The organism is Streptomyces fulvoviolaceus (assembly GCF_000718165.1).
GTDB lineage: Bacteria > Actinomycetota > Actinomycetes > Streptomycetales > Streptomycetaceae > Streptomyces > Streptomyces fulvoviolaceus.
This window is the reverse complement of record NZ_JOEY01000001.1, coordinates 155,166-178,502: the sequence shown is the minus strand read 5'-3', so window position 1 is coordinate 178,502 and position 23,337 is coordinate 155,166. Positions and strand designations below refer to the sequence as shown.

Sequence of the window (23,337 nt, the reverse complement as noted above, 5' to 3'; positions counted from 1 at the left end):
TATGCGGACGTCGCCGTGTCGGAATGCGTACACCGGAGGGTCTGATTCCAACGGTTCGGCATCGGATCACGATGATCCATTGCGTCATACATCTAAGATCCACTGCGCAAGATCCGGAAGGTCCGATTCGTCGCTCCTCCCAGGTGCGTGCATCCGGATGGTGCGTTCCCCCAAAGGGTGGGGCCCGTGTGCACTCTGATCTTTTTGGGCCGATATTGGCCGATAACGGATCAGCGCCCCGGCGCTGTGGCACAACGCAATGCGCATGCAAAAAGCGGCTCATTGCACAGCGCTTCTCGAGGAGGCACTCCATGCGTGGAGCCACGCACGCCAAATGGGCCGCATGCGCGGCGGCGGTAGCCCTCGCGGCGACCGCCTGCGGGGGCGGGGACAGCGACAGCGGCGGCGGCAGCGCTGACGGCGGCGCGGTGCTGAGTTCCTCCTGGGGTGACCCGCAGAACCCGCTCGAGCCGGCCAACACCAACGAGGTGCAGGGCGGCAAGGTCCTCGACATGATCTTCCGGTCCCTGAAGAAGTACGACCCGGAGACCGGCGAGGCCGAGGACATGCTCGCCGAGAAGATCGAGACGAGCGACTCGCAGAACTTCACCATCACCGTCAAGAGCGGCTGGACCTTCAGCAACGGCGAGAAGGTCACCGCCAAGTCCTTCGTCGACGCCTGGAACTACGGCGCGAGCCTGAAGAACAACCAGAAGAACGCGTACTTCTTCGGCTACATCGAGGGCTACGACAAGACGCACCCCGACGACGGCAGCAAGCAGACCGCCGAGACGCTCTCCGGCCTGAAGGCCACCGGCGACAACACCTTCACCGTCAAGCTCAGCCAGAAGTTCTCGACCTTCCCCGACACCCTCGGCTACCCGGCCTACGCCCCGCTCCCGCAGGCGTTCTTCGACGACCACGCGGCCTGGGTGGCGAAGCCGGTCGGCAACGGTCCGTACGCCATCGACTCGTACACCAAGGGCTCGCAGATGGCCCTCAAGAAGTGGGACGGCTACCCCGGCGAGGACAAGGCGCAGAACGGCGGTGTGACCCTGAAGGTCTACACCGACAACAACACCGCCTACACCGACCTCATGGCCGGCAACCTCGACCTGGTCGACGACGTCCCGGCCGCCCAGCTCAAGAACGTGAAGAGCGACCTCGGCGACCGCTACATCAACACCCCGGCCGGCATCATCCAGACCCTCGCGTTCCCGTTCTACGACAGTGCCTGGAACAAGGACGGGATGGAGAAGGTCCGCACGGGCCTGTCCCGGGCGATCAACCGCGACCAGATCACCGAGACGATCTTCCAGAAGACCCGCACCCCCGCCACCGACTGGACCTCCCCGGTCCTCGGCGAGGAGGGCGGCTTCAAGGACGGTCTGTGCGGGGACGCCTGCGAGTACGACGCCGACGCGGCCAAGAAGCTGATCGAGGAGGGCGGTGGGCTCCCCGGCGGCGGGATCAAGATCACGTACAACGCGGACACCGGCTCCCACAAGCAGTGGGTCGACGCGGTCTGCAACTCCATCAACAACGCGCTCGACAACGACAAGGCCTGCGTCGGCAACCCGGTCGGCACCTTCGCCGACTTCCGCAACCAGATCACCGACAAGAAGATGAGCGGCCCCTTCCGGGCGGGCTGGCAGATGGACTACCCGCTCATCCAGAACTTCCTCCAGCCGCTCTACTACACCAACGCCTCCTCCAACGACGGCAAGTGGACCAACAAGGACTTCGACAAGCTCGTCGACGAGGCCAACGCCGAGACGGACACGGCGAAGGCGGTGGAGAAGTTCCAGGACGCGGAAGAGGTCCTGCGGGACAACATGGGCGCCATCCCGCTCTGGTACCAGAACGGCAGCGCCGGCTACTCGGAGCGGCTCTCCAACGTGAAGCTCAACCCCTTCAGCGTCCCGGTCTACAACGAGATCAAGGTCAGCTGAGCCGCCATGGGACGCTACGTCGCCCGGCGTCTGCTCCAGATGATCCCGGTGTTCATCGGGGCCACGCTGCTCATCTTCCTCATGGTCAACGTCATGGGCGACCCCATCGCGGGCCTGTGCGGCGACAAGCAGTGCGACGCCGCCACGGCCGCCCAGCTGAAGAAGGAGTTCGGCCTCGACAAGCCGGTCTGGCAGCAATACCTGACCTACATGGGGAACGTCTTCACCGGCGACTTCGGTACGGCGTTCAACGGCCAGAAGGTCACCGAGCTGATGTCGACGGCGTTCCCGGTCACCATCCGGCTGACGGTCGTGGCGATCGTCTTCGAGATCGTCATCGGCATCTCGCTGGGTGTCGTCACGGGCCTGCGCCGCGGCCGGCCCGTCGACACCTCGGTCCTGCTCCTCACCCTCGTCGTGATCTCCATCCCCACCTTCGTCACCGGTCTGCTGCTCCAGCTGCTGCTCGGTGTCGAGTGGGGGTGGATCAAGCCGTCGGTGTCGACGGACGCCACGTTCAGTGAGCTGATCGTGCCCGGCCTGGTCCTCGCCTCGGTCTCCCTCGCGTACGTGACGAGGCTGACCCGCACGTCCATCGCGGAGAACCGGCGCTCGGACTACGTCCGTACGGCGGTGGCGAAGGGGTTGCCTCGCAGGAGAGTCATCACCCGTCACCTCCTGCGCAATTCGTTGATCCCCGTCGTCACCTTCATCGGCACCGACATCGGCGCGCTCATGGGCGGCGCGATCGTCACCGAGCGCATCTTCAACATCCACGGCGTCGGCTACCAGCTCTACCAGGGCATCCTCCGCCAGAACACCCAGACCGTCGTCGGCTTCGTGACGGTCCTGGTCCTCGTGTTCCTGGTCGCCAACCTGCTCGTCGACCTCCTGTACGCCGTCCTCGACCCCAGGATCCGCTATGCCTGAGCAGCCTCACGAGCCCGAGGGGGCGATCGCCGCGACCGGCATGGGCGGGGCGATGGACCTCGCGACGAGCGAGGGGGCGACCCTGGAGAAGACTCCCGGCGGCCCGCAGGGCACAGGCCCCTCGGAGAAGCCCCGCTCCCTCTGGTCCGACGCCTGGCGCGACCTGCGCCGCAACCCGGTCTTCATCATCTCGGCCCTGGTGATCCTCTTCCTCGTCGTCATCTCCCTGTGGCCCTCGCTGATCGCCTCCGGCAACCCCCTCAAGTGCGACCTCGCCAAGGCCCAGGAGGGCTCCCAGCCCGGCCACCCCTTCGGCTACGACGGTCAGGGCTGCGACGTCTACACGCGCACGGTGTACGGCGCCCGTACGTCCGTCACGGTCGGCGTCTGCGCCACGCTCGGGGTGGCTCTCCTCGGCTCGGTCCTCGGCGGGCTCGCGGGGTTCTTCGGCGGGTTCTGGGACTCGGTCCTCTCCCGCATCACCGACGTCTTCTTCGCGATCCCGGTCGTCCTCGGCGGCCTGGTCCTGCTGTCGGTGGTGACCAGCAACACGGTCTGGCCGGTCATCGGCTTCATGGTGCTGCTCGGCTGGCCGCAGATCTCCCGCATCGCGCGCGGCTCGGTCATCACCGCCAAACAGAACGACTACGTGCAGGCGGCCAGGGCGTTGGGCGCCTCCAACTCCCGCCTCCTGCTTCGCCACATCACCCCCAACGCGGTCGCCCCGGTGATCGTCGTGGCGACCATCGCCCTCGGCACGTACATCTCCCTGGAGGCGACCCTGTCGTACCTCGGCGTCGGCCTGAAGCCGCCCACGGTCAGCTGGGGCATCGACATCTCGGCGGCCTCCGCCTACATCCGCAACGCTCCGCACATGCTCCTCTGGCCGGCCGGAGCCCTCGCCCTCACGGTCCTCGCCTTCATCATGCTCGGCGACGCGGTCCGCGACGCCCTCGACCCGAAGCTGCGGTGACGGCGTGATGGCGCTGGACGTGGGTGGCCTGCGGGTGTGGTTCGGGGGCCCGGCGGGGGGCGGTCGGGTGTCGGCCATGGGCGGTGGCGGTCCTGGGACCTGCCGCTCGGCGCCGCGGTGCGTGATGCCTTCGGCCCGAAGGCGAGGTGACGGGGTCATGGTGCGGGAAGTGCGAGGCCCGCGGGTGTGGCTCCGGGATCGGGCACGGGGCGTCCATGGAGTTCCCGGTGTCGTGGCGGCCATGGTGTGGGGCGCGGGCCTGCCCTGGGCCGGACGCCCGCCCGCGTGGTGGCGGACCGGGGGCGTAGGGGCGGTCACGGGGTCCGCGTTCGTCATGTTCGGCGACGCGGTCCGCGACGCCCTCGATCCGAAGTTGAGGTGAGTCGTCGTCGTGCTGCTCGAAGTGCGTGACCTGCATGTGGAGTTCCGGACCCGGGACGGGGTCGCCAAGGCCGTGAACGGGGTCGACTACGGGGTGGACGCGGGGGAGACGCTCGCGGTGCTCGGTGAGTCGGGGTCGGGGAAGTCGGTGACCGCGCAGGCGATCATGGGCATCCTCGACATCCCGCCCGGGAGGATCACCGGCGGCGAGATCCTCTTCCAGGGCAAGGACCTGCTCAAGCTGAAGGAGGAGGAGCGGAGGAAGGTCCGCGGCGCCGAGATGGCGATGATCTTCCAGGACGCGCTGTCGTCGCTGAACCCGGTGCTGAGCGTGGGCGATCAGCTCGGCGAGATGTTCGTGGTCCACCGTGGCATGTCGAAGAAGGACGCGCGGGCCAAGGCCGTCGAGCTGATGGACCGCGTCCGCATCCCCGGCGCCAAGGAGCGGGTCAAGCAGTACCCGCACCAGTTCTCCGGCGGTATGCGCCAGCGCATCATGATCGCGATGGCCCTCGCACTGGAGCCGGCCCTCATCATCGCCGACGAGCCCACGACCGCGTTGGACGTCACCGTCCAGGCCCAGGTCATGGACCTGCTCGCCGAGCTGCAGCGCGAGTACAACATGGGGCTCATCCTCATCACCCACGACCTCGGCGTGGTCGCGGACGTCGCGGACCGGATCGCGGTGATGTACGCGGGACGGATCGTGGAATCCGCACCCGTCCACGACATCTACAAGGCGCCCGCCCACCCCTACACCCGCGGCCTGCTCGACTCCATCCCGCGCCTGGACCAGAAGGGCCAGGAGCTCTACGCCATCAAGGGCCTGCCCCCGAACCTCATGAACATCCCGCCCGGCTGCGCCTTCAACCCCCGGTGCCCCATGGCCCAGGACGTGTGCCGCACGGACGTACCCCCGCTGTACGACGTGTCCGAAGACCGCGACAGCGCCTGCCACTTCTGGAGGGAGTGCCTGAATGGCTGAGCACCAGGAGCCGATTCTGGAGGTGAGCGGGCTGGTCAAGCACTACCCGCTCACCACGGGCATCCTCTTCAAGAAGCAGGTCGGCGCCGTGAAGGCGGTCGACGGCGTCGACTTCACCCTCAACCGAGGCGAAACCCTCGGCATCGTCGGCGAGTCCGGCTGCGGCAAGTCGACGGTCGCCAAGATGCTGGTCAACCTGGAACGCCCGACGGCGGGGGAGATCCGCTTCAAGGGCGAGGACATCAGCAAGCTGTCCGGCAAGGCCCTCAAGTCGGTCCGCCGCAACATCCAGATGGTCTTCCAGGACCCCTACACCTCCCTCAACCCCCGGATGACGGTCGGCGACATCATCGGGGAGCCCTACGACATCCACCCCGAGGTGGCCCCGAAGGGCGACCGGCGCCGCAAGGTGCAGGACCTGCTGGACGTCGTAGGCCTCAACCCGGAGTACATCAACCGCTATCCGCACCAGTTCTCCGGCGGCCAGCGCCAACGCATCGGCATCGCACGGGGGTTGGCGCTGCGCCCGGAGGTCATCGTCGCGGACGAACCGGTCTCGGCCCTCGACGTGTCGGTCCAGGCCCAGGTCATCAACCTGATGGCGGGCCTGCAGGACGAGTTCGAGCTCTCGTACCTCTTCATCGCGCACGACCTGTCGATCGTCCGGCACATCTCGGACCGGGTCGGGGTGATGTACCTCGGGCGGATCGTCGAGATCGGCAAGGACGCCGAGATCTACGACCACCCGACGCACCCCTATACACAGGCCCTGCTGTCCGCCGTACCCGTGCCCGACCCGGAGGCCCGGGAACACCGGGAGCGGATCATCCTCGCGGGGGACGTGCCCTCCCCGACGAACATCCCGTCCGGATGCCGCTTCCGGACCCGCTGCTGGAAGGCCCAGGAGCGCTGCGAACTGGAGGTGCCGGCGCTCGCGGTCCCCGCGGAGTTCCGTCACGTGACCGGCCCGGCGGCGCACGACTCCGCCTGCCACTTCGCAGAGGAGAAGCAGGTGGTCCCATCCGAGGAGCCGCAGGAGCCGCAGGATCCGGAGGGGAAAAGCAACGGACCGGGGTGACATGGCGCACCCCGGTCCGTTTACGGCACCCGCACGGCCGTACGTTGTTTAGATTGACGCGTCCGTATATCGGGATCGGGTCGGCCAAGTTGCCTGCGTGTTAACGCGATTGATGCACATTTGTATGGGTTACGACAGCCCCAGCGACCGCTTCAGGAAGTCCAGCTGGAGCCGCAGCAGGTTCTCCGCGACCGTCTCCTGCGGAGTCATGTGCGTCACCCCGGACAGCGGCAGCACCTCGTGCGGACGGCCCGCGGCCAGCAGGGCCGAGGAGAGCCGCAGGGAGTGGGCGACCACGACGTTGTCGTCCGCCAGGCCATGAATGATCATCATCGGCCGGTGCGGCTCGGCCGCGTCGACCAGACCCTCGTCGTCGATCACCGAGTTGCGGCGGTAGACCTCGGGCTGCTCGTCCGGGTGGCCGATGTAGCGCTCCTGGTAGTGGGTGTCGTACAGGCGCAGGTCGGTGACCGGGGCGCCCACCACCGCCGCGTGGAAGACGTCCGGCCGGCGCAGCGCCGCGAGCGCCGCCAGATAGCCGCCGAAGGACCAGCCGCGGATGGCGACCTTGCCCAGGTCGAGCGGGAAGTCGGCGGCGAGGGCCTGGAGCGCGTCGACCTGGTCCTCCAGGACGACCGCCGCGAGGTCGTCCCGGACCGCCTTCTCCCAGGCGGGGGAGCGCCCCGGGGTGCCCCGTCCGTCGGCGACGACCACCGCGAACCCCTGGTCGGCGAACCACTGCGAGGTCAGGTGGGGGTTGTGCGCGGCGACCACCCGCTGCCCGTGCGGTCCGCCGTACGGGTCGAGGAGGACCGGCAGGGAGGTGTCACCGGCGTAGTCCCGCGGCAAGAGCACGGCGCACGGGATGCGGCGTGCGCCCCCCTCGACGAGCGTCACGCGCGGGGACATACCGGGATCTTCGGCATACGACGTGACAGTCGCCGTCGGCTTCCCGTCCCGCAGCACCTGTGCCCGGGCCCCCGGCACGTCGAGCGTCGCGGACACCAGCACGGTCACGCCCCCGGCGCGCACCGCCGAGTGCACGCCGGGCTCCTGCGAGACGCGCTCCACTCCGAGCTCGTTCACCCGGTAGACGTGCACCTCGCCGGTCTCCGGGGTGGCCGCGTCCTCGCCGGCCGACGCCGAGACCAGCACCTCGTCGGCGGAGACGTCCAGCACGGCACGGACGTGCAACTGCGGGCCGGTCAGCGGGCGTTCGCCGACCGTGAGGACCCGTGCGCCGCCCTCGTCGGCGATGCGGACGAGCTGCCCGGACGGGCTCCAGCAGGGCACCCCCGGGAAAAGATCAAGCCAAATTGGATCTTCGTCCGCGTGCACCATCCGGGTCGCCCCCGACTCCGGGTCCACGGCCAGGAACAACTGGCTGCGCTGGTCCCGCGCCTGCACAAGGATCAGCGGTGCACCCGCCCCTGACCAGTGCACATGGGCGAGATACGGATACCGCGCGCGGTCCCAGGCGACCTCCGTGCGGGTCCCGTCGAGGCCGATCACGAAGAGCCGTACGTCCGCGTTGGCGGTGCCCGCCGCCGGGTACGGGACGTGTTGTGGATCACGCTCCGGGTGGGCCGGATCGGAGATCCACCACCGGCGCACCGGCGTGTCGTCCACGCGCGCGACCAGCAGTCGGTCCGACTCCGGCGACCACCAGAAGCCCCGTGAGCGGCCCATCTCCTCCGCCGCGATGAACTCGGCGAGACCGTAGGTGACATGAGCCTCATGGGGCTCGGCGAGCACCCGGTCGTACTCGCCCTCGGTGCTCACCACCCGCAGGGCGCCCTGGGTGACGTACGCGACGTACCGCCCGTCCGGTGAGGGGCGGGGGTCGATCACCGGTCCGGGGACCGGGAGTTCACGTGCCGTGCCGGCTCGCAGCTCCGCCGCGAAAAGCCGCCCTGACAAGGCGAAAGAGGCCAACTCCACGGCCGTGTCGGTGGCGTAGCCGACGATGCCGGCGCCGCCCTCGCGGCTGCGTTCCCGGCGTGCCCGCTCCTGGGGCGAGAGGTGCTCCTCGGTGCCGCCCAGGAGGGCGCGTGGGTCGGCCGCCACGCGCTCCCCGCCGTCCCCGGTGTCGAGCACCCACAGGGAACCGGCGCGCTCCGTGCCGGAGTTCGAGCGCAGGAACACGACACGCGCACCGTCGGGCGCCACGGTGAAAGCGCGCGGTGCGCCGAGCGTGAAGCGCTGGGTGCGGGCGTGCCGACGGGGGAAGGAGTCAGGCTCGGTCGTCATGCCCCGACCATATTGGCCAGTGCGCCCCCTTGTGCGGCCGTGCGCCGATCGATGCGCAGGCACGGATAGTTATGATCACTAGCGCTTGGTGGGTATGAACCTGCTGGCTGCTGTATGGATATATCCGACCCCGTGGTCCGACCCCCCGCGTTCCTGGGATCTTTGGAGGTGAACCGCCGTGGCACTCTCGATTTCGGCGGTGGTGCTGCTGGCGATCATCGTCTTCCTGCTGGTCAAGAAATCAGGGCTGAAGGGCGGGCACGCTGTCGTGTGCATCCTGCTCGGCTTCTATCTGGCCGCCTCCTCGATCGCCCCGACCATCAGCGAGCTGACGACGAACATCGCGGGCATGATCGGCAGCATCAAGTTCTGACGCTGCCCCGGAGGACCCTGCGCGGGAGCCGCGGCACGGCCTCGTAGGGTGGGGCCATGACGGAACTGCCGCCCCGGCGTCTGCTTCTGGTGCATGCGCACCCGGACGACGAGTCGATCAACAACGGCGCGACCATGGCCCGGTACGCGGCCGAGGGCGCCCGGGTGACCCTCGTCACCTGCACCCTCGGCGAGCTCGGCGAGGTCATCCCGCCCGAGTTGAGGCACCTGACCGGCGCCGCGCTGGGCGAGTACCGGCTGGGCGAGCTCACCGCGGCCATGCGTGAACTCGGCGTCGAGGACTTCCGCCTGCTCGGCGGCACCGGCAGATACCGGGACTCCGGGATGATGGGCCTCCCCGACAACGACGACCCCGCCTGCTTCTGGCAGGCGGACGTCGACGAGGCGGCCGCGCAGCTGGTCGAGGTGATCCTCGAGGTACGCCCCCAGGTCCTCGTCACCTACGACGACAACGGCGGATACGGCCACCCCGACCACATCCAGGCCCACCGGGTCGCGATGCGTGCCGTCGAGCTGGCCGCCGCGGCGGGCTGGGAGATCGAGAAGGTCTACTGGAACCGGGTGCCGCGCACGGTCGGCGAAGCCGCCTTCGGCCGGCTGGAGGCGGACCTGCCCGGCCTCCCCTTCACCAAGTCCGGTGTCCTCGACGACGTACCTGGTGTGGTCGACGACGAGCGGATCACCGCCGAGATCGACGGCACGGCGTACGCCGCCGCGAAGGCCGCCGCGATGCGCGCGCACGCCACGCAGATCACGGTCGCCGAGCGGTACTTCGTGCTCTCCAACGAACTCGCGCAACCCCTCTTCACCACCGAGTACTACGAGTTGGTGCGCGGGGAACACACAGGTGTGAGCGATACCGATCTGTTCGCCGGCATCGAGGAGGCGTCATGAGCGACCGGACGTCGATGCTGGCCCAGCCGCTGCAGCGGCCCTCCGCCGGACGGGTCGCCGCCTACCTGGGGCTCTTCGTGCTCGGTGTGGCGGTCGGCGCGGCCGGGGCGCTGGTGCAGGCCGGCTGGTTCCCGGGCGGGCTGCTGCTCGCCCTCGCGGGCCAGGCGGGGCTCTGCCTCGGCGGCGCGCGGGTCACCGGCAGCAGAGCCGGGGCGGTGGCGCCGGCCGGCGGCTGGATGCTCGCCGTCGTCTTCCTCACCGCCAGCCGCCCGGAAGGAGACTTCGTCTTCGCCGCGGGAAGTGGCTCCTATCTCTTCCTGCTCGGCGGCATGGCTCTGGCTGTGATCTGCGCCACCCTTGCGCAAGGGCGGCAACCAGTCGGCGATGCCGTCCGACTTGGCAAGTGACGTACCACTTCGCCGCATCGAGCGCGTGGGAGTCCGGTGTGGGTTTCCGAAGCGGTCGTGGGATACGGGCCAGAAGTGGCCAGTATGGTGGTGCGCGCCGCCGAGCCTCTCCCGGCCTCGAACCACTCGGCCGGGGGGACCCCCACTCGCAGTGAAGGTCGAAACGGGCGGCGGAGCCAACCAGGAGAACCTGCCTTGAGTCGTGAAACTGACAGTCCGTCCTCCGGGCCCAACGGGCGCGGCGGAGCCGCATACCCCTCGGGCACGCCGCCGTACGGGACGCCCATGGCGTCCGACGGCGGTCCGGACGCGGACCGTTCGGCCGCGCAGCCTGAGGAACGCAAGACCGAGACGACGCTGACGACCCGGATCCGGATCAACATCCCCGGCTCGCGGCCCATTCCTCCGGTCGTCGTGCGCCAGCCCGTCGGCGAGTCCGAGGGCCCCGACGACAAGGGCCCGGACACCGAGGTGCCGGCGCCGCGTGCCACTGCGTCCGCGGGCCTCGCCGAGCCCGCCGCGCCCGCCGGGGAGAAGACCAGCGACTGGTTTGCGCCCCGCAAGTCCGGGCCCCCCACTGGCGGTCCGGGCGGCGGCGCGACCAACGGGGCCGGTGTGCCGGGCAGTTCGGGTGCACCGGGCGCCGGTGGCGCGGGTGCGCCTGGCGGTGCGCGTCCCAGCACGGGTGCCGGTACTGGCGCGGGTGCGCCCGGTGGTGCGCGTCCCGGTGCCGGGCGGCCCGGTGGCGTGGTCGGTTCCATGAGCGTGCCGGGCGGCTCCCGGCCCGGCGGTGCGGGCGGTTCCCGCCCCGGCGGCGGCACGAACGGTGCCGGGCTCCCCGGCGCCACCGGCGGGCCCGTGGCTCCCGGCCACGGCGGCGGCACGGGCTCCTTCGACGTCACCGAGGCGCTGGCCGCCGGCCCGCGTCCCGGCACGGGCGGCGCCGAGCCGCGCCGCGACGACCTGCCGTACTTCTCGGAGAACGGGAACGGGAACGGGAACGGGAGCGCGGGCGGGAACGGGAGCGGCGGCCCGAACGCCCAGAACGGTCAGAGCCCCTACGGCGGCCCGAACAGCGAGAGCCCGTACGGCAGCCAGGGCGGCCAGAACAGCTACGGCGGCTTCAACGGGCCGAACGGCCCGGGTGGCCCCGGCGGACCGCAGGGCCCCTCGGGCCCGACCGGCGGCCCGGTCACCGGCGACGGCCCGCGGGTCCCGCCCATCAGCAACGGACCGCAGGTCTCTCCCATCAGCAACGGCCCGCAGGCCTTCGGCGGCGAGCCCTTCAGCGGCCCCGGTGCTCCCGGCCCCGGCCCCCGCACCAACCTCGGCCCCGGCGGCGGCCTGAGCGACGACACCGCGATCCTCACCCCGCAGAAGCCGGCCCCCGAGCCCGGCACGCCCGGTTTCGGCAACCCGGACAACGTCTCCGGGCACACCGTCACCAGCGGCATCCCCGTCGTACCGCCCGGCGCCCAGAACGGACCGTTCGGGCCGGGCGCCCACGCCGACGGACCGCTGCCGCACACGCCCCCGAAGCTGCCCGAGACGGCCTCGCAGGACGCGCCGGCCGCCTCGTCCAAGAAGAAAAAGAAGAAGAAGGGGCGCAGCAAGCTCACGCTGGTCGGCGTCCTCGTGGTCCTCGTCGGCATCGGTGCCTACGGCGCCGGACTGCTGATGAACCGCTCCGACGTGCCCAAGGGCACCTATGTGCTCGGCGTCGACATCGGTGGCGGCACCCGCGACGACGCCGTCAAGAAGCTCGACGACGCCTTCGGCAAGCGCGTCGACGCGGCGCTGAAGCTGTCGGTCGACGGCGACACCGTCTCGCTCACGCCGGACCAGGCGGGGCTCCAGCTCGACGAGCAGGCCACGGTCGCCGCGGCCGCGCAGAGCGACTACAACCCGATCTCCGTGATCGGCTCGCTCTTCGGCAACCACCGGGTCGTCGACCCGGTCATGCCGGTCGACGAGGAGAAGCTCACCGCCGCCCTCCAGGACGCCGCCGGCGGCTCCGGCTCGGCGACCGACGGCACGATCGTGTTCAAGAACGGCAAGGCCGTCGCCGTGTACGGCAAGGCCGGCAAGGGCATCAACGTCGCCCAGTCGACCACGGCGGTCGAGGAGGCGTACCGCAGCCAGGTGGAGACCGGCACCTCCGCCGCGGTGAAGCTCCCGACGACCACCAAGCAGCCGACTGTCTCGAACGCCGAGGTCGACCGGATGATGAAGGAGTTCGCGGAGCCCGCGATGTCCGAGATCGTCACCATCCAGACCGACTCGGCGCACAGCATCCAGTTCGGCGCCCTGTCCCTGCCGAAGATCCTCGGCTTCAAGGCTGTCGACGGCAAGCTCGTGGAGAAGTACGACCTCAAGGCGCTCAAGGCGGCGTACGGCACCACCTTCGACGGCGTGAAGATCGACGGCGCGAGCGGCAAGCGTGACGTCCTGCCGGAGGACGTCGCCTCCGCGCTGGGCAAGGCCCTGCGCGCCAAGACGGCGGCGGAGCGCACCCAGGTCATCGACACCACCCCCAACTAGGGGCGCGCGACCCGACAGAGGGCGCCCGGCACACGCCGGGTGCCCTCTTCGTCGTACGGCGCCCTGGTCGACGTATGACATCTGTCATCCGGCAGTCAGGATCGCCGACACTGCCGGGCGAGGGGTCCTGAGAGCCACTCTGGACCACATGACAACCACAGCGGTCGGGTTCGACCAGGTGAGCAAGAGCTACGGGAGCGTGCGGGCCGTCGACGGGCTGACGCTCGCGCTGCACCCGGGGGAGACGGTGGCCCTGCTGGGCCCGAACGGGGCCGGCAAGTCGACCACCCTCGACCTGCTCCTCGGGCTCAAGCAGCCGGACGCCGGCACGGTCCGTGTCTTCGGCACCGGACCGCGCGAGGCCATCGTCGCCGGACGGGTGGGCGCGATGCTGCAGAGCGGCGGGCTGATGGACGAGGTCACGGCCGAGGAACTGGTGCGGCTCGCGTGCGCGCTGCACCCGAAGCCGTACAAGGTCAGCGACGTCCTCGCCCGGGCCGGGATCGCCCAGATCGCCGACCGCAAGGTCAACAAGCTCTCCGGCGGCCAGGCCCAGCGGGTCCGCTTCGCGCTCGCCACGGCCGGCGACAGCGACCTGATCGTCCTGGACGAGCCGACCACCGGCATGGACGTCTCCGCCCGCCAGGCCTTCTGGTCCACCATGCGCGAGCAGGCCGACCAGGGCCGTACGGTCCTCTTCGCCACCCACTACCTGGAGGAGGCGGACGCCATCGCCGACCGGGTGCTGGTGCTGCACCGGGGCCGGCTGCTGGCGGACGGCACGGCGGCCGAGATCAAGGCGAAGGCGGGGGCGCGGCGGATCTCCTTCGACCTGGACCTCGACCGGGACGGCGGCGCGATCGACGCGGTCCCGCTGCGGAACCTCCCCTTCCTGACCTCGATCGACGTATCCGGCCAGACCGTCCGCATCCAGTCCTCCGACGCCGACGCGACCGTCCACGCCCTGTACGGCCTCGGCGTCTACCCCCGCAACCTCGAAGTCGCCGGGCTCGGCCTGGAGCAGGCGTTCGTGGCCATCACCGAGGCCGAGGAGGCCCGTACGTCATGAACAGTCTGATCAAGCTCGAACTCGCCCGTGCCCTGCGCAACCGCAAGTTCCTGTTCTTCTCGGTGCTGTACCCGTCGCTGCTGTTCCTGATCATCGCGGGCAACGCCGGCGGCACGGACAAGGTCGCCGGCACCGGTCTGACCGTCGCGACCTACATGATGGTCTCGATGGCCTCCTTCGGCGCTCTCACCGCCGTCCTGATGGGCAACAGCGAGCGCATCGCCAAGGAGCGGGAGAGCGGCTGGGTACGGCAGTTGAGGCTGACCACGCTGCCGGGGCGCGGGTACGTCCTCGCGAAGACGGCGAGCGCCGCCGTGGTGAGCCTGCCGTCGATCGTCATCGTCTTCGTCGTCGCCGCGGCCGTGAAGGACGTACGGCTGGACGCCTGGCAGTGGCTCGCCCTCACCGGCGCGATCTGGGCCGGCAGCCTGGTCTTCGCCGCGCTCGGCGTGGCCATCGGCTACCTCGCGAGCGGGGACGCGGTCCGCCCGATCACGATGATCACCTACTTCGGCCTGTCGATGCTCGGCGGCCTGTGGATGCCTACGACGACCTTCCCGACCTGGCTGCAGGACATCGCCAAGTGGCTGCCCACGCACGCGTACGCTGCCCTCGGGCGGGCCATCGAACAGAGCCGGGCCCCGCACGCACAGGACATCGCCATCCTGGTCGTCTCCTTCGCCCTGTTCGCGGGCGGCGCGGCCTGGCTGTACCGGAAGGACACGTTGAAGGCGTGAGCGGCACCGGCGTCGGCATCGGGCAGCGCCCGGAAACCCGCAAGCAGACCATGGTCAAGATGCTGTGGACGGGCATCTGGCTGGTCTACCTGAGCGCGCCCGTCTCGGATCTGCTGCACGGCGGCCACGGCACCGTCGCCGTCGTCCTCGGCTGGCTCGGCCTCGCGGGCTTCGTCGTCTGGTACCTGGCCCTGCTCTTCCGGACCGGCCGCCGCAACGCCCAGAGCTTCGTGCTCGCCTCGCTCGCGGTCCTGTCGGCCGAGTCGACCCTTCTCGTCCTCACACTCGGACGCGAGTGGCTCGTCCTCTTCGTGTACGTGTCGATCTCGTCCGGCGCGGCCCTGCCGCTGCGGCTCGCACGCTGGACCATCCCCGGCGCGTCCGCCCTGATGTCGGCCCTCGCCCTGATCGTCTCCGACGGGACGGACTACATCGGCGCCCTCCTCATCCCGGCGCTGCTCGGCGGCTTCGCGATGACGGGCGTACGCGAACTCATCCGTACGACCGTCGAGTTGCGTGAGGCACGGGCGAGGGTCGCCCAACTGGCCGCCAACGAGGAGCGCCTGCGCCTGGCCCGCGACCTGCACGACCTCCTGGGGCACTCTCTGTCGTTGATCACGCTGAAGAGCGAACTCGCGGGCCGGATGCTCCCGGCGCACCCCGAGAAGGCGGCCCAGCAGGTCACCGACATCGAACAGGTCAGCCGGCAGGCCCTCGTCGACGTCCGTGAGGCCGTCACCGGCTACCGGCGCCGCCGCCTGGCGGCCGAACTCGCGGGCGCCCAGGTCGCCTTGACGGCGGCCGGAGTCACCACCGAGCTCCCCGCCGAACCCGACCTCACCGGCGTCCCCGAGGAGAGCGAGTCGGCCCTCGCCTGGACGCTGCGCGAGGCGGTCACCAACGTCGTACGGCACAGCGGCGCCGGCCGCTGCACGGTGGAGCTGCTCCGCCGTCAGACCCTCGACGGCCCGGTCCTCGAACTCGCCGTCGAGGACAACGGCTCCGGCGGCTCCGGCCGGGGCCCCGGCAACGGCCTGACCGGCCTCACCGAGCGCCTGGACAAGGCGGGCGGCACCCTGGAGGCGGGCGGGACGCGGCACGGCTTCCGCCTGGTCGCCCGAGTGCCCACAGGTCCCGCGGCCGACGTAGGATCCGCCCCATGACGAGCCGCACGATCAAGGTCCTGCTCGCCGAGGACCAGTCGATGGTCCGCGAGGCACTGGCCGCGCTGCTCGGCCTCGAGGACGACATCGAGGTCGTCGCCCAAGTGGCCCGCGGCGACGAGGTGTTGACGGCGGCCCGCGACCACGACGTGGACGTGGCCCTCCTGGACATCGAAATGCCGGGCGCGACCGGCATCGAGGCGGCGGCCCAGGTCCACAAGGAACTCCCGACGATCAAACTGGTCGTCCTCACCACCTTCGGCCGCCCCGGCTACCTCCGCAGCGCCATGGAGGCAGGCGCCGACGCCTTCCTGGTCAAGGACGCCCCGGCAGCCCAACTGGCGGAAGCGGTACGCAAGGTACTGGCGGGGGAGCGGGTGATCGACCCGACGCTGGCGGCGGCTGCCCTGGCGGATGGGGCGAACCCCCTGACGGACCGAGAGCGGGAAGTACTGCGAGCGGCAGCGGACGGCTCAACGAACGCCGAACTGGCAGCGGCCTTGCACCTGTCCCAGGGCACGGTCCGCAACTACCTCTCGACGGCCATCCAAAAACTGGCGGTACGCAACAGGGCAGAGGCAGTCCGCATCGCAAGAGAGAAGGGCTGGCTGTAGCCCACCCAGGGGCGCGGGGCTGTATCGATTCGCGGCTCCGCCGCGTGGGCGCGACCAGCCACAACGAACCCGCAGCCGCGACACAACCGTCAGTTCAACATCGCTCGCGCAGCATGGGCCTGCTGCCGCATCCGAGCGGCCGCAGCCTCATCCAGCGCAGCCACGATCTCCGCGTACGCCTCCAACTCGGCGGCACCTGTCAGGAAATCCCCCCGCTGCACGAGAAGTTGCGCCCGCTCATACCGCAACCGAGCCGGATGAGACGGCAGCAACAGCGACAACTCAACGGCCCACAGCGCAACATCCGACCGCTCAGGCCGAGCCGCAGCCCACGCCCGCACGTTGTTCAGGATCCGCAGCACAACCTCCAACGGCTCCGCAGGCACAAGCATCGACGGCTGCAGCGCGGCCCCGGTCGCCCCCGCCACCAACAACTCCGCATCGGCCCCCGCCAACACCCGCCCCCCGTCGAACGGATCGGCCAGCACCTGCTCCTCCGGCGGCCCGAACCCCACCACGAAGTGCCCCGGCAGAGCCACCCCGTACACCGGCGCCCCGGCCCGCCGAGCCACCTCCATCCACACCACCGACAACAGGATCGGCAGCCCGCGCCGCCGCCGTAGCACCTCATGCAGCAGCGAGGACTCCAGCCGCTGATAGTCGGCAGGGGTGCCACGGAAACCACATCGGTCCCCGAGCAGCTCGCACAGCGACACCGCCCATGACCGCGGCCCGCCGGGCCGGAACGGCAACTGGCCGGCCAGCCGGTCGAGCTCGATCTGGGCAGCATCCAGACCCGCCTCGTCCAGCGTCCCGTCCGCCTCCGCGCCCACCAGCAGGCACAGCGTCGACAGATCGGGCCGTTCGGAGCGGGCCTCTTCGGCGAAACGCCGGCGCAGTTCGGCGGAACGTTCGGGCGGCGGCGGATACGGGGGACGCATAGCTGGCTCGTGCCCTTTCACAGCGATCGCTACCACCGCTCGGCGCCGGAGGCTCCCGGCTCGCGATAGTGGTGATAGGCGTGATGCGCGGAGAACCCCATCCCGGCATACAGGGCCCGCGCCCCCGCGTTCTCCGCTTCGACCTGCAACCACGCGGCCGACGCCCCTTCGTCCAACGCCCGGAGGGCCAACGCGGCCATCACGGTGGTGGCCAGCCCCCGCCGCCGTAGCGCCGGATCCACCTCCACGGCGGCGAAGCCGGCCCACCGCCCGTCGACGACACACCGCCCGATGGCGGCGGGCGCGCCCCCCGTCTCGGAGGGCACCGTGGCGAACCACACCGAGGGCCCTCCCCCACTCTCGGCTTCTCCCCCACTCTCGGCTTCGCTCGAGCGGGGGGACCCCCATGAGCGGGGGGACCCCCATGAGCGGGGGGACCCACATCCCAGCACCTTCAGGGCCACCTCGCTCATCCCCTTGCGCTGATAGCGCGCCAGCCAGGCATCGTCGGCCTCCCGGGACAGCACGACCCCGCCGGCCTCCGTCAGGTCGGCGACCGGCGCCAGCGCCCCGATCCACAGCTCGGCGGTCACCTCCCGCGTCCACGCCCGCCGCTCCAGCTCCGCGCACAGCAGCTCCTGCGTGCCCTCGGCCCCGGTCGCGGTCTGGACGTAGGCGGGCAGACCGCGGTCGCCGTACCACCGTCGTACGACGGTCAGGGCCTCGTCGAGCGGCAGGCCCGGGTCACCGAGCGGCAGCACGGAATTGGCCCGCCGGGTGAACCCGGAGGCGGCCCTCAGTTCCCACTCGCCGAGCCGCTCGCTCTCCGTCGGCCGCCAGGCCCGCGCGGCGACGCGGGCCAGCTCCTCGTAGGAGGCGGCGGGACCCCTGCGACGGGCCGGCGCGGGGGGCACGATCTTGCCCGCGACCAGCGCGGATTCCGGAATGCGGACGCTCTGACCGTCCCGCCGCGTGATCAGCAGCACACCGTCGTCCCATGATGTGAGAACACCCACCGTGTCGGTGAACTTCTCATGCGTGACGCCCGGTTCGCCCAGCCGCCGTACGGAGACCCGTTTACCCACGTCAGCTGCGGTGATACGGACCACGAGGCGTCCTGTCGCAGAGATTTCCACAGGTCAGTTCACCCCTCCTGTTCGGATCATGCCCAAGAACGGAGATACTAGAGGTGGGCATCGACGACGCCGCGCTCCCGCGCGCCAGGCGGCGGAGCCTGTGGAGGCCCGCCAGCGCCCTATCGAGGAGGAACGACAGCGTGACCTACGTCATCGCGCAGCCTTGTGTCGACGTCAAGGACAAGGCGTGCATCGAGGAGTGCCCGGTCGACTGCATCTACGAGGGCTCCCGGTCCTTGTACATCCACCCGGACGAATGCGTCGACTGTGGTGCCTGTGAGCCGGTCTGCCCGGTCGAGGCGATCTTCTACGAAGACGACACTCCGGAGGAGTGGAAGGACTACTACAAGGCGAACGTCGAGTTCTTCGACGAACTCGGCTCTCCCGGCGGCGCCAGCAAGCTGGGCCTGATCGAGCGCGACCACCCCTTCGTCGCCGCGCTGCCGCCGCAGAACCAGTAAGAGCGGCCCGCACCCGCGCCGCCTCGGTCCCGTACGGCTTGATCACGCCTGATCGCCGTACGGGGCCGAGGCGTTTGCCGTAGGGGTGCCATACGAGGGCCGTACGAGTGCCGTACGAGAAAGTGAGCCAGACACCGTGTCCGCAGTCTCCGACCGCCTCCCCACCTTCCCCTGGGACAAGCTGGAGCCGTACAAGAAGACGGCCTCTGCGCACCCCGGCGGCATCGTCGACCTGTCGGTCGGCACCCCCGTCGACCCGGTCCCCGAGCTGATCCAGAAGGCGCTCATCGACGCGGCGGACTCTCCGGGCTATCCGACGGTCTGGGGCACCCCGGCGCTGCGCGACGCGATCACGGGCTGGCTGGAGCGCCGCCTGGGCGCCCGCGAGGTCACCCATCGGCACGTCCTGCCGATCGTCGGCTCCAAGGAACTCGTCGCCTGGCTCCCCACCCAGCTGGGCCTCGGCCCCGGCGACCGGGTCGCGTACCCGCGGCTGGCCTACCCGACGTACGAGGTCGGCGCGCGCCTGGCCCGCGCGGAGTACGAGGTCTACGACGACCCGACGGACCTGGACCCGACCGGCCTGAAGCTCCTCTGGCTGAACTCCCCGTCGAACCCGACGGGCAAGGTGCTGTCCAAGGCCGAGCTGACCCGGATCGTGGCCTGGGCCCGCGAGCACGACGTCCTGCTCTTCTCCGACGAGTGCTACCTCGAGCTGGGCTGGGAGGCCGACCCGGTCTCGGTCCTGCACCCGGAGGTGAACGGCGGTTCCTACGACGGCATCGTGGCCGTCCACTCGCTCTCGAAGCGCTCGAACCTGGCGGGTTACCGCGCCGCCTTCCTGGCCGGCGACCCGGCCGTCCTCGCCCCGCTCCTGCAGATCCGCAAGCACGGCGGCATGATGACCTCGGCGCCCACCCAGGCGGCCGTCGTGGCGGCCCTGGGCGACGACACCCACGTCCGCGAACAGCGCGAGCGGTACCTGGCCCGCCGCACGCTCCTGCGCGAGGCCCTGCTGAACCACGGCTTCCGCATCGAGCACAGCGAGGCCAGCCTCTACCTCTGGGCCACGAAGGACGAGTCCTGCTGGGCCACGGTCGCCCACCTCGCCGACCTGGGCATCCTGGTGGCGCCGGGCGACTTCTACGGCGAGGCGGGGGAGAAGTTCGTACGAGTCGCTCTTACGGCGACCGACGAGCGGGTGCGAGCGGCGGTCGAGCGGCTGGCGTGACCGCTGTGGGCAGTCGTTCCGCAGGGCGGAACGGGTGGGCGCAGCCTGCAGCGCCGGGCACCGTCCGAACACGCCCCGGCCTCTGCCGACGTAGGCACACACGGCAACGGGGTCCAGGGAACAACTCCCTGGACCCCGTCACCGTTCGCTGCGAAAGCCAGGCGCTCAGCCGAGCGGCAGGCTCTTCACCGGGAGGGACTCCGTCGGCAGGCCACCCTTGGTGAGGGAGTCCGTCGGGAGGCCGCCCTTCGTCGCGGTGGACGCGGTGTCACCGAGGATGTCCCCGGCGGAGCCGGCCGCCTCGCCCGCGGTCTTCTGCGCCGCGGGAGCCGCCTTCTTCACGGCCTTGCCGCTGGTCTTGCCCGCGGTGGGCACGGCCTTCTTGACGGCCTTGCCGCCGGTCTCACCCGCGGTGCCGGTCAGGTTCTGCGCCGCACCGTCGACGGTGTTGCCGACGTTCGCCGCGTCCAGGGCGGTCAGCCCGCCCAGGTTCGGGGTGGCGGGCAGTTCGGCGGGGGCCGCACTGGCGGAGCCGGCCGCACCGACCCCGGCTGCCGCTCCCGCAGCGACGAGCAGCGCGGCACGGGCGATCCTGCGGGTCAGGGGGAGGGACATGATGCTCCTTTGACGGGAGAGAACGAGGAAGTGTTCCGACCTCACCCGGCAGTTGATCTCCGGGCTCGGACGCAGTGACTACCGCTCGAAGCCCGCGAAGGTTGCGGCGCGCCAACGTAAAGAGTTGGCAATGCGTCGCATAATCGCCTGCGGATAAAAACGGGCAAAAAGTGCCCGGTCCGAAAGTCCGCTGAATCCTTACAGCCCTTTGTCCTCAAGGGTTTTGACGGATACGAGGGTGACCGGGCGAAAACCTGCGCACACCCACGGCCGCGCCGGGCGGACGTAACCCTTCCGGGTGATCATCCGTACGGTTGCCCGTACTACGGCGCGGTCACGATGCGCACGGCGTCCGCGTCCTTCGCCGCGCCTGAGGTGCCCTTGGTGTCCGCCGCACGCCACCGGCTGTCGGTGTTCCCGGCGGTCCACTGGCGCCCGGCGTACGAGACGCGTTCGATGTGCAGCGCGGAGGCGTTGGCCACGGCCCAGTGGGCGAGCTGCCAGCCGCGCTCCCGGAGGCTGCGCTTCGAGCCCGGGCTCGTGTTCTCGGAGACGGGCAGGGTCACGGTCCGCTCGCCGCTCCTGCTCGCGGAGGGCGTCGGCGTGGGCGTCGCCTTGCCGCCCACCTCGGCGGCGGTGGTCTCCAGCACGTCCCGCCCGAAGTCCCGTACGAGCGCGGAGCGCACCGCGTCCGGACCCGTGGCCTGGGCGGTGGCCTGGCGTCCGTCACAGGTCAGCGTGGCCGCCGCCTCGCCGGTGAGCGCGGCGGCGAGCAGCGTGGCGTCCGGCTCGTGCTTCGCGTACGCCTCCGGGAAGCCGCTGCGCTGCACGCGCTGCGCGGCGACGGTCAGCGGGAGGTCCTGGTAGTCGTCCACCTTGACCAGGTGCTTGTAGAAGATGTCCGCCGCGTACGTCGGGTCCATGATCTCTTTTTTCGTGCCCCAGCCCTGCGAGGGCCGCTGCTGGAACAGGCCGAGCGAATCACGGTCGCCGTGGGTGATGTTGCGCAGCCCCGACTCCTGGAGCGAGGTGGCGAGCGCGATGGTCACGGCCCGCTCGGGCAGACCGCGCCCGGTGCCGACGGCGGCGATCGTCGCCGCGTTCACCGCCTGCTCCGAGGTGAACTCGTACGTCGCTCCCTTGCCGTCCGCCGAGACCACTCTGCACCCCGGGTCGCCCGCGCCTCCGGTGACGTACTGCACCACGAGGTAACCGGCGACGGCACACAGGACCACGACCGCCGCCGCGAAGCGGAAGAAGCGGCCACGACGGCTGCGAGTAGGGGATGACGGCTCTGGCATCCGGCAAAGATACTGGAGAGTACTGTGCCGGATGTGCCGGTTGGGGACAGCGGGCGGGACGGTCGGGGGCGTTCCGGGGGAGTTAGGGTCGAGAGCATGGCCGACACCCCACTTGACCTCACGCTGGACGCCGCTCAGCTCACCGCTCAGCTCGTCGACTTCCCCTCCGAGAGCGGCACCGAGAAGCCCCTCGCGGACGCGATCGAGACCGCCCTGCGTGCTCTGCCGCACCTGACGGTCGACCGGTACGGCAACAACGTCGTCGCCCGCACGGACCTGGGTCGCCCGGAACGCGTCATTCTCGCCGGCCACATCGACACCGTCCCGATCGCGGACAACGTCCCCTCGCGGCTCGACGACGAGGGCTACCTGTGGGGTTGCGGCACCTGCGACATGAAGTCCGGGGTCGCGGTACAGCTGCGCATCGCGGCGACGCTCCCGGAGCCCAACCGCGACCTCACCTTCGTCTTCTACGACAACGAAGAGGTCGCCGCGGAGCTGAACGGCCTCCGTCATGTGGCCGAGGCCCACCCGGAGTGGCTGGAGGGCGACTTCGCGGTGCTGCTCGAGCCGACGGACAACCAGGTGGAGGGCGGCTGCCAGGGCACGCTCCGGGTGTTCCTGAAGTTCAAGGGGGAGCGGGCGCACTCCGCGCGCGCGTGGATGGGCTCCAACGCGATCCACGCCGCCGCCCCGGCCCTCGCGAAGCTCGCCGCGTACGAGCCGCGCAGGCCCGTCGTGGACGGCCTCCAGTTCCACGAGGGCCTCAACGCCGTACGTGTCGAGGGAGGCGTCGCCACCAATGTCATCCCCGATGCCTGCACCCTCGTAGTCAACTTCCGCTACGCACCGGACCGGAGCGAGGAGGAGGCGGAGGCCTTCGTCCGGGACTACTTCGCGGACTGCGGCGTGGACGAGTTCGTCGTCGACGACCACACCGGCGGCGCCCGCCCCGGCCTCACCCATCCCGTCGCCCAGGCCTTCATGGCCGCGGTCGGCGGCGAGGCCTTCCCCAAGTTCGGCTGGACGGACGTCGCCCGCTTCAGCGCGCTGGGCGTGCCCGCCGTGAACTACAGCCCGGGCAACCCGCTGCTGGCGCACAAGGTGGACGAGCGGGTGAAGGCCTCGCTGATCCCGGTGGCGGAGGAGCGGTTGAGGTCCTGGCTGACCGCGTGACGGGACGAGCGTGCGCGGTGGCGCTTCATGGCGGACATGCTCGCGTCCCCCGTCCGTAACCCGCGTAGATCTACGCTGAGGTGGAAAGACCCCGCAAGGAGGGAGCGCA

The 23,337-nt window shown here is 70.4% G+C and carries 22 protein-coding genes; 17 read left to right on the top strand and 5 right to left on the bottom strand.

The annotated features are described in order from the left end of the window. Positions 1-311: 311 nt before the first annotated feature. The 6 genes from IG08_RS0100875 to IG08_RS0100850 all read left to right on the top strand — a co-directional run bounded on the left by IG08_RS0100875 (position 312) and on the right by IG08_RS0100850 (position 6,299). A complete protein-coding gene (locus tag IG08_RS0100875) occupies positions 312-1,952 on the top strand; it encodes a peptide ABC transporter substrate-binding protein (RefSeq protein ID WP_030594768.1) in 1,641 nt (546 codons plus the stop codon). 6 nt (positions 1,953-1,958) lie between these two features. After that, complete coding sequence (locus IG08_RS0100870; protein ID WP_030594765.1) at positions 1,959-2,882, top strand: ABC transporter permease; 924 nt, start codon at positions 1,959-1,961, stop codon at positions 2,880-2,882. Next, positions 2,875-3,855, top strand: a complete 981-nt coding sequence (locus tag IG08_RS0100865) for an ABC transporter permease (protein ID WP_030594762.1) — start codon at positions 2,875-2,877, stop codon at positions 3,853-3,855. Before IG08_RS0100870 ends, IG08_RS0100865 begins: the two co-directional genes overlap by 8 nt. Before the next feature lie 232 nt (positions 3,856-4,087). Next, positions 4,088-4,237, top strand: a complete 150-nt coding sequence (locus IG08_RS59880) for a hypothetical protein (RefSeq protein WP_158812162.1) — start codon at positions 4,088-4,090, stop codon at positions 4,235-4,237. 9 nt (positions 4,238-4,246) lie between these two features. Further along, complete coding sequence (locus IG08_RS0100855) at positions 4,247-5,221, top strand: ABC transporter ATP-binding protein (protein ID WP_030594759.1); 975 nt, start codon at positions 4,247-4,249, stop codon at positions 5,219-5,221. After that, positions 5,214-6,299 carry an ABC transporter ATP-binding protein gene (locus IG08_RS0100850; RefSeq protein ID WP_030594756.1) on the top strand — a complete coding sequence of 362 codons (1,086 nt, stop codon included), beginning with the start codon at positions 5,214-5,216 and terminating at the stop codon, positions 6,297-6,299. Before IG08_RS0100855 ends, IG08_RS0100850 begins: the two co-directional genes overlap by 8 nt. Before the next feature lie 129 nt (positions 6,300-6,428). On the opposite strand, the gene IG08_RS0100845 is transcribed toward IG08_RS0100850, so the two are convergent. Then, a complete protein-coding gene (locus tag IG08_RS0100845) occupies positions 6,429-8,549 on the bottom strand; it encodes a S9 family peptidase (RefSeq protein ID WP_030594753.1) in 2,121 nt (706 codons plus the stop codon). Positions 8,550-8,727: 178 nt separating this feature from the next. On the opposite strand from IG08_RS0100845, the gene IG08_RS0100840 reads away from it, so the two are divergent. From IG08_RS0100840 to IG08_RS0100805, 8 genes are all read left to right on the top strand, one after another. Beyond that, positions 8,728-8,922 (top strand): hypothetical protein, encoded by a 195-nt coding sequence (locus tag IG08_RS0100840; RefSeq protein ID WP_007384493.1) that lies wholly within the window; start codon positions 8,728-8,730, stop codon positions 8,920-8,922. A gap of 56 nt (positions 8,923-8,978) precedes the next feature. Next, complete coding sequence (mshB, locus tag IG08_RS0100835) at positions 8,979-9,836, top strand: N-acetyl-1-D-myo-inositol-2-amino-2-deoxy-alpha-D-glucopyranoside deacetylase (RefSeq protein WP_030594747.1); 858 nt, start codon at positions 8,979-8,981, stop codon at positions 9,834-9,836. Then, complete coding sequence (locus tag IG08_RS0100830) at positions 9,833-10,243, top strand: DUF6113 family protein (RefSeq protein WP_030594744.1); 411 nt, start codon at positions 9,833-9,835, stop codon at positions 10,241-10,243. The genes mshB and IG08_RS0100830 overlap by 4 nt, the downstream gene beginning before the upstream one ends. Positions 10,244-10,438: 195 nt before the next feature. Next, positions 10,439-12,784, top strand: coding sequence for a peptidoglycan binding domain-containing protein (locus IG08_RS0100825; protein ID WP_030594742.1), 2,346 nt, complete (start codon positions 10,439-10,441; stop codon positions 12,782-12,784). A 148-nt stretch (positions 12,785-12,932) separates the two neighbouring features. Then, on the top strand, positions 12,933-13,853 hold the full coding sequence (locus IG08_RS0100820) for an ABC transporter ATP-binding protein (protein WP_030594739.1): 921 nt from the start codon (positions 12,933-12,935) through the stop codon (positions 13,851-13,853). After that, positions 13,850-14,590: an ABC transporter permease gene (locus tag IG08_RS0100815; RefSeq protein WP_030594737.1), complete on the top strand. Its 741-nt coding sequence runs from the start codon at positions 13,850-13,852 to the stop codon at positions 14,588-14,590. The genes IG08_RS0100820 and IG08_RS0100815 overlap by 4 nt, the downstream gene beginning before the upstream one ends. Further along, positions 14,587-15,753, top strand: coding sequence for a sensor histidine kinase (locus IG08_RS0100810; protein WP_030594734.1), 1,167 nt, complete (start codon positions 14,587-14,589; stop codon positions 15,751-15,753). The genes IG08_RS0100815 and IG08_RS0100810 overlap by 4 nt, the downstream gene beginning before the upstream one ends. Then, entirely contained in the window at positions 15,750-16,367 is a 618-nt protein-coding gene (locus tag IG08_RS0100805) for a response regulator transcription factor (protein ID WP_030594732.1), read from the top strand. Before IG08_RS0100810 ends, IG08_RS0100805 begins: the two co-directional genes overlap by 4 nt. An 89-nt stretch (positions 16,368-16,456) precedes the next feature. Here IG08_RS0100805 and IG08_RS0100800 read toward each other — a convergent pair whose 3' ends face one another. Then, positions 16,457-17,308 (bottom strand): transglutaminase family protein, encoded by an 852-nt coding sequence (locus tag IG08_RS0100800; protein ID WP_030594729.1) that lies wholly within the window; start codon positions 17,306-17,308, stop codon positions 16,457-16,459. Positions 17,309-17,337: 29 nt separating this feature from the next. Beyond that, positions 17,338-18,444 carry a GNAT family N-acetyltransferase gene (locus tag IG08_RS0100795; protein ID WP_030594726.1) on the bottom strand — a complete coding sequence of 369 codons (1,107 nt, stop codon included), beginning with the start codon at positions 18,442-18,444 and terminating at the stop codon, positions 17,338-17,340. A gap of 140 nt (positions 18,445-18,584) precedes the next feature. On the opposite strand from IG08_RS0100795, the gene fdxA reads away from it, so the two are divergent. Both fdxA and IG08_RS0100785 read left to right on the top strand, forming a co-directional pair. After that, the gene (gene fdxA / locus IG08_RS0100790; protein WP_019058397.1) at positions 18,585-18,905 is read left to right on the top strand and encodes a ferredoxin; all 321 of its coding nucleotides are present in this window, start codon (positions 18,585-18,587) and stop codon (positions 18,903-18,905) included. 136 nt (positions 18,906-19,041) lie between these two features. Then, a complete protein-coding gene (locus tag IG08_RS0100785; protein ID WP_030594721.1) occupies positions 19,042-20,136 on the top strand; it encodes a bifunctional succinyldiaminopimelate transaminase/glutamate-prephenate aminotransferase in 1,095 nt (364 codons plus the stop codon). A 165-nt stretch (positions 20,137-20,301) separates the two neighbouring features. On the opposite strand, the gene IG08_RS0100780 is transcribed toward IG08_RS0100785, so the two are convergent. Further along, entirely contained in the window at positions 20,302-20,751 is a 450-nt protein-coding gene (locus IG08_RS0100780; protein ID WP_030594718.1) for a hypothetical protein, read from the bottom strand. 323 nt (positions 20,752-21,074) lie between these two features. Continuing rightward, the gene (locus tag IG08_RS0100775) at positions 21,075-22,052 is read right to left on the bottom strand and encodes a VldE C-terminal domain-containing protein (protein ID WP_078655377.1); all 978 of its coding nucleotides are present in this window, start codon (positions 22,050-22,052) and stop codon (positions 21,075-21,077) included. A 96-nt stretch (positions 22,053-22,148) separates the two neighbouring features. On the opposite strand from IG08_RS0100775, the gene dapE reads away from it, so the two are divergent. After that, the gene (gene dapE, locus IG08_RS0100770; protein ID WP_030594712.1) at positions 22,149-23,228 is read left to right on the top strand and encodes a succinyl-diaminopimelate desuccinylase; all 1,080 of its coding nucleotides are present in this window, start codon (positions 22,149-22,151) and stop codon (positions 23,226-23,228) included. Positions 23,229-23,337: the final 109 nt, after the last annotated feature.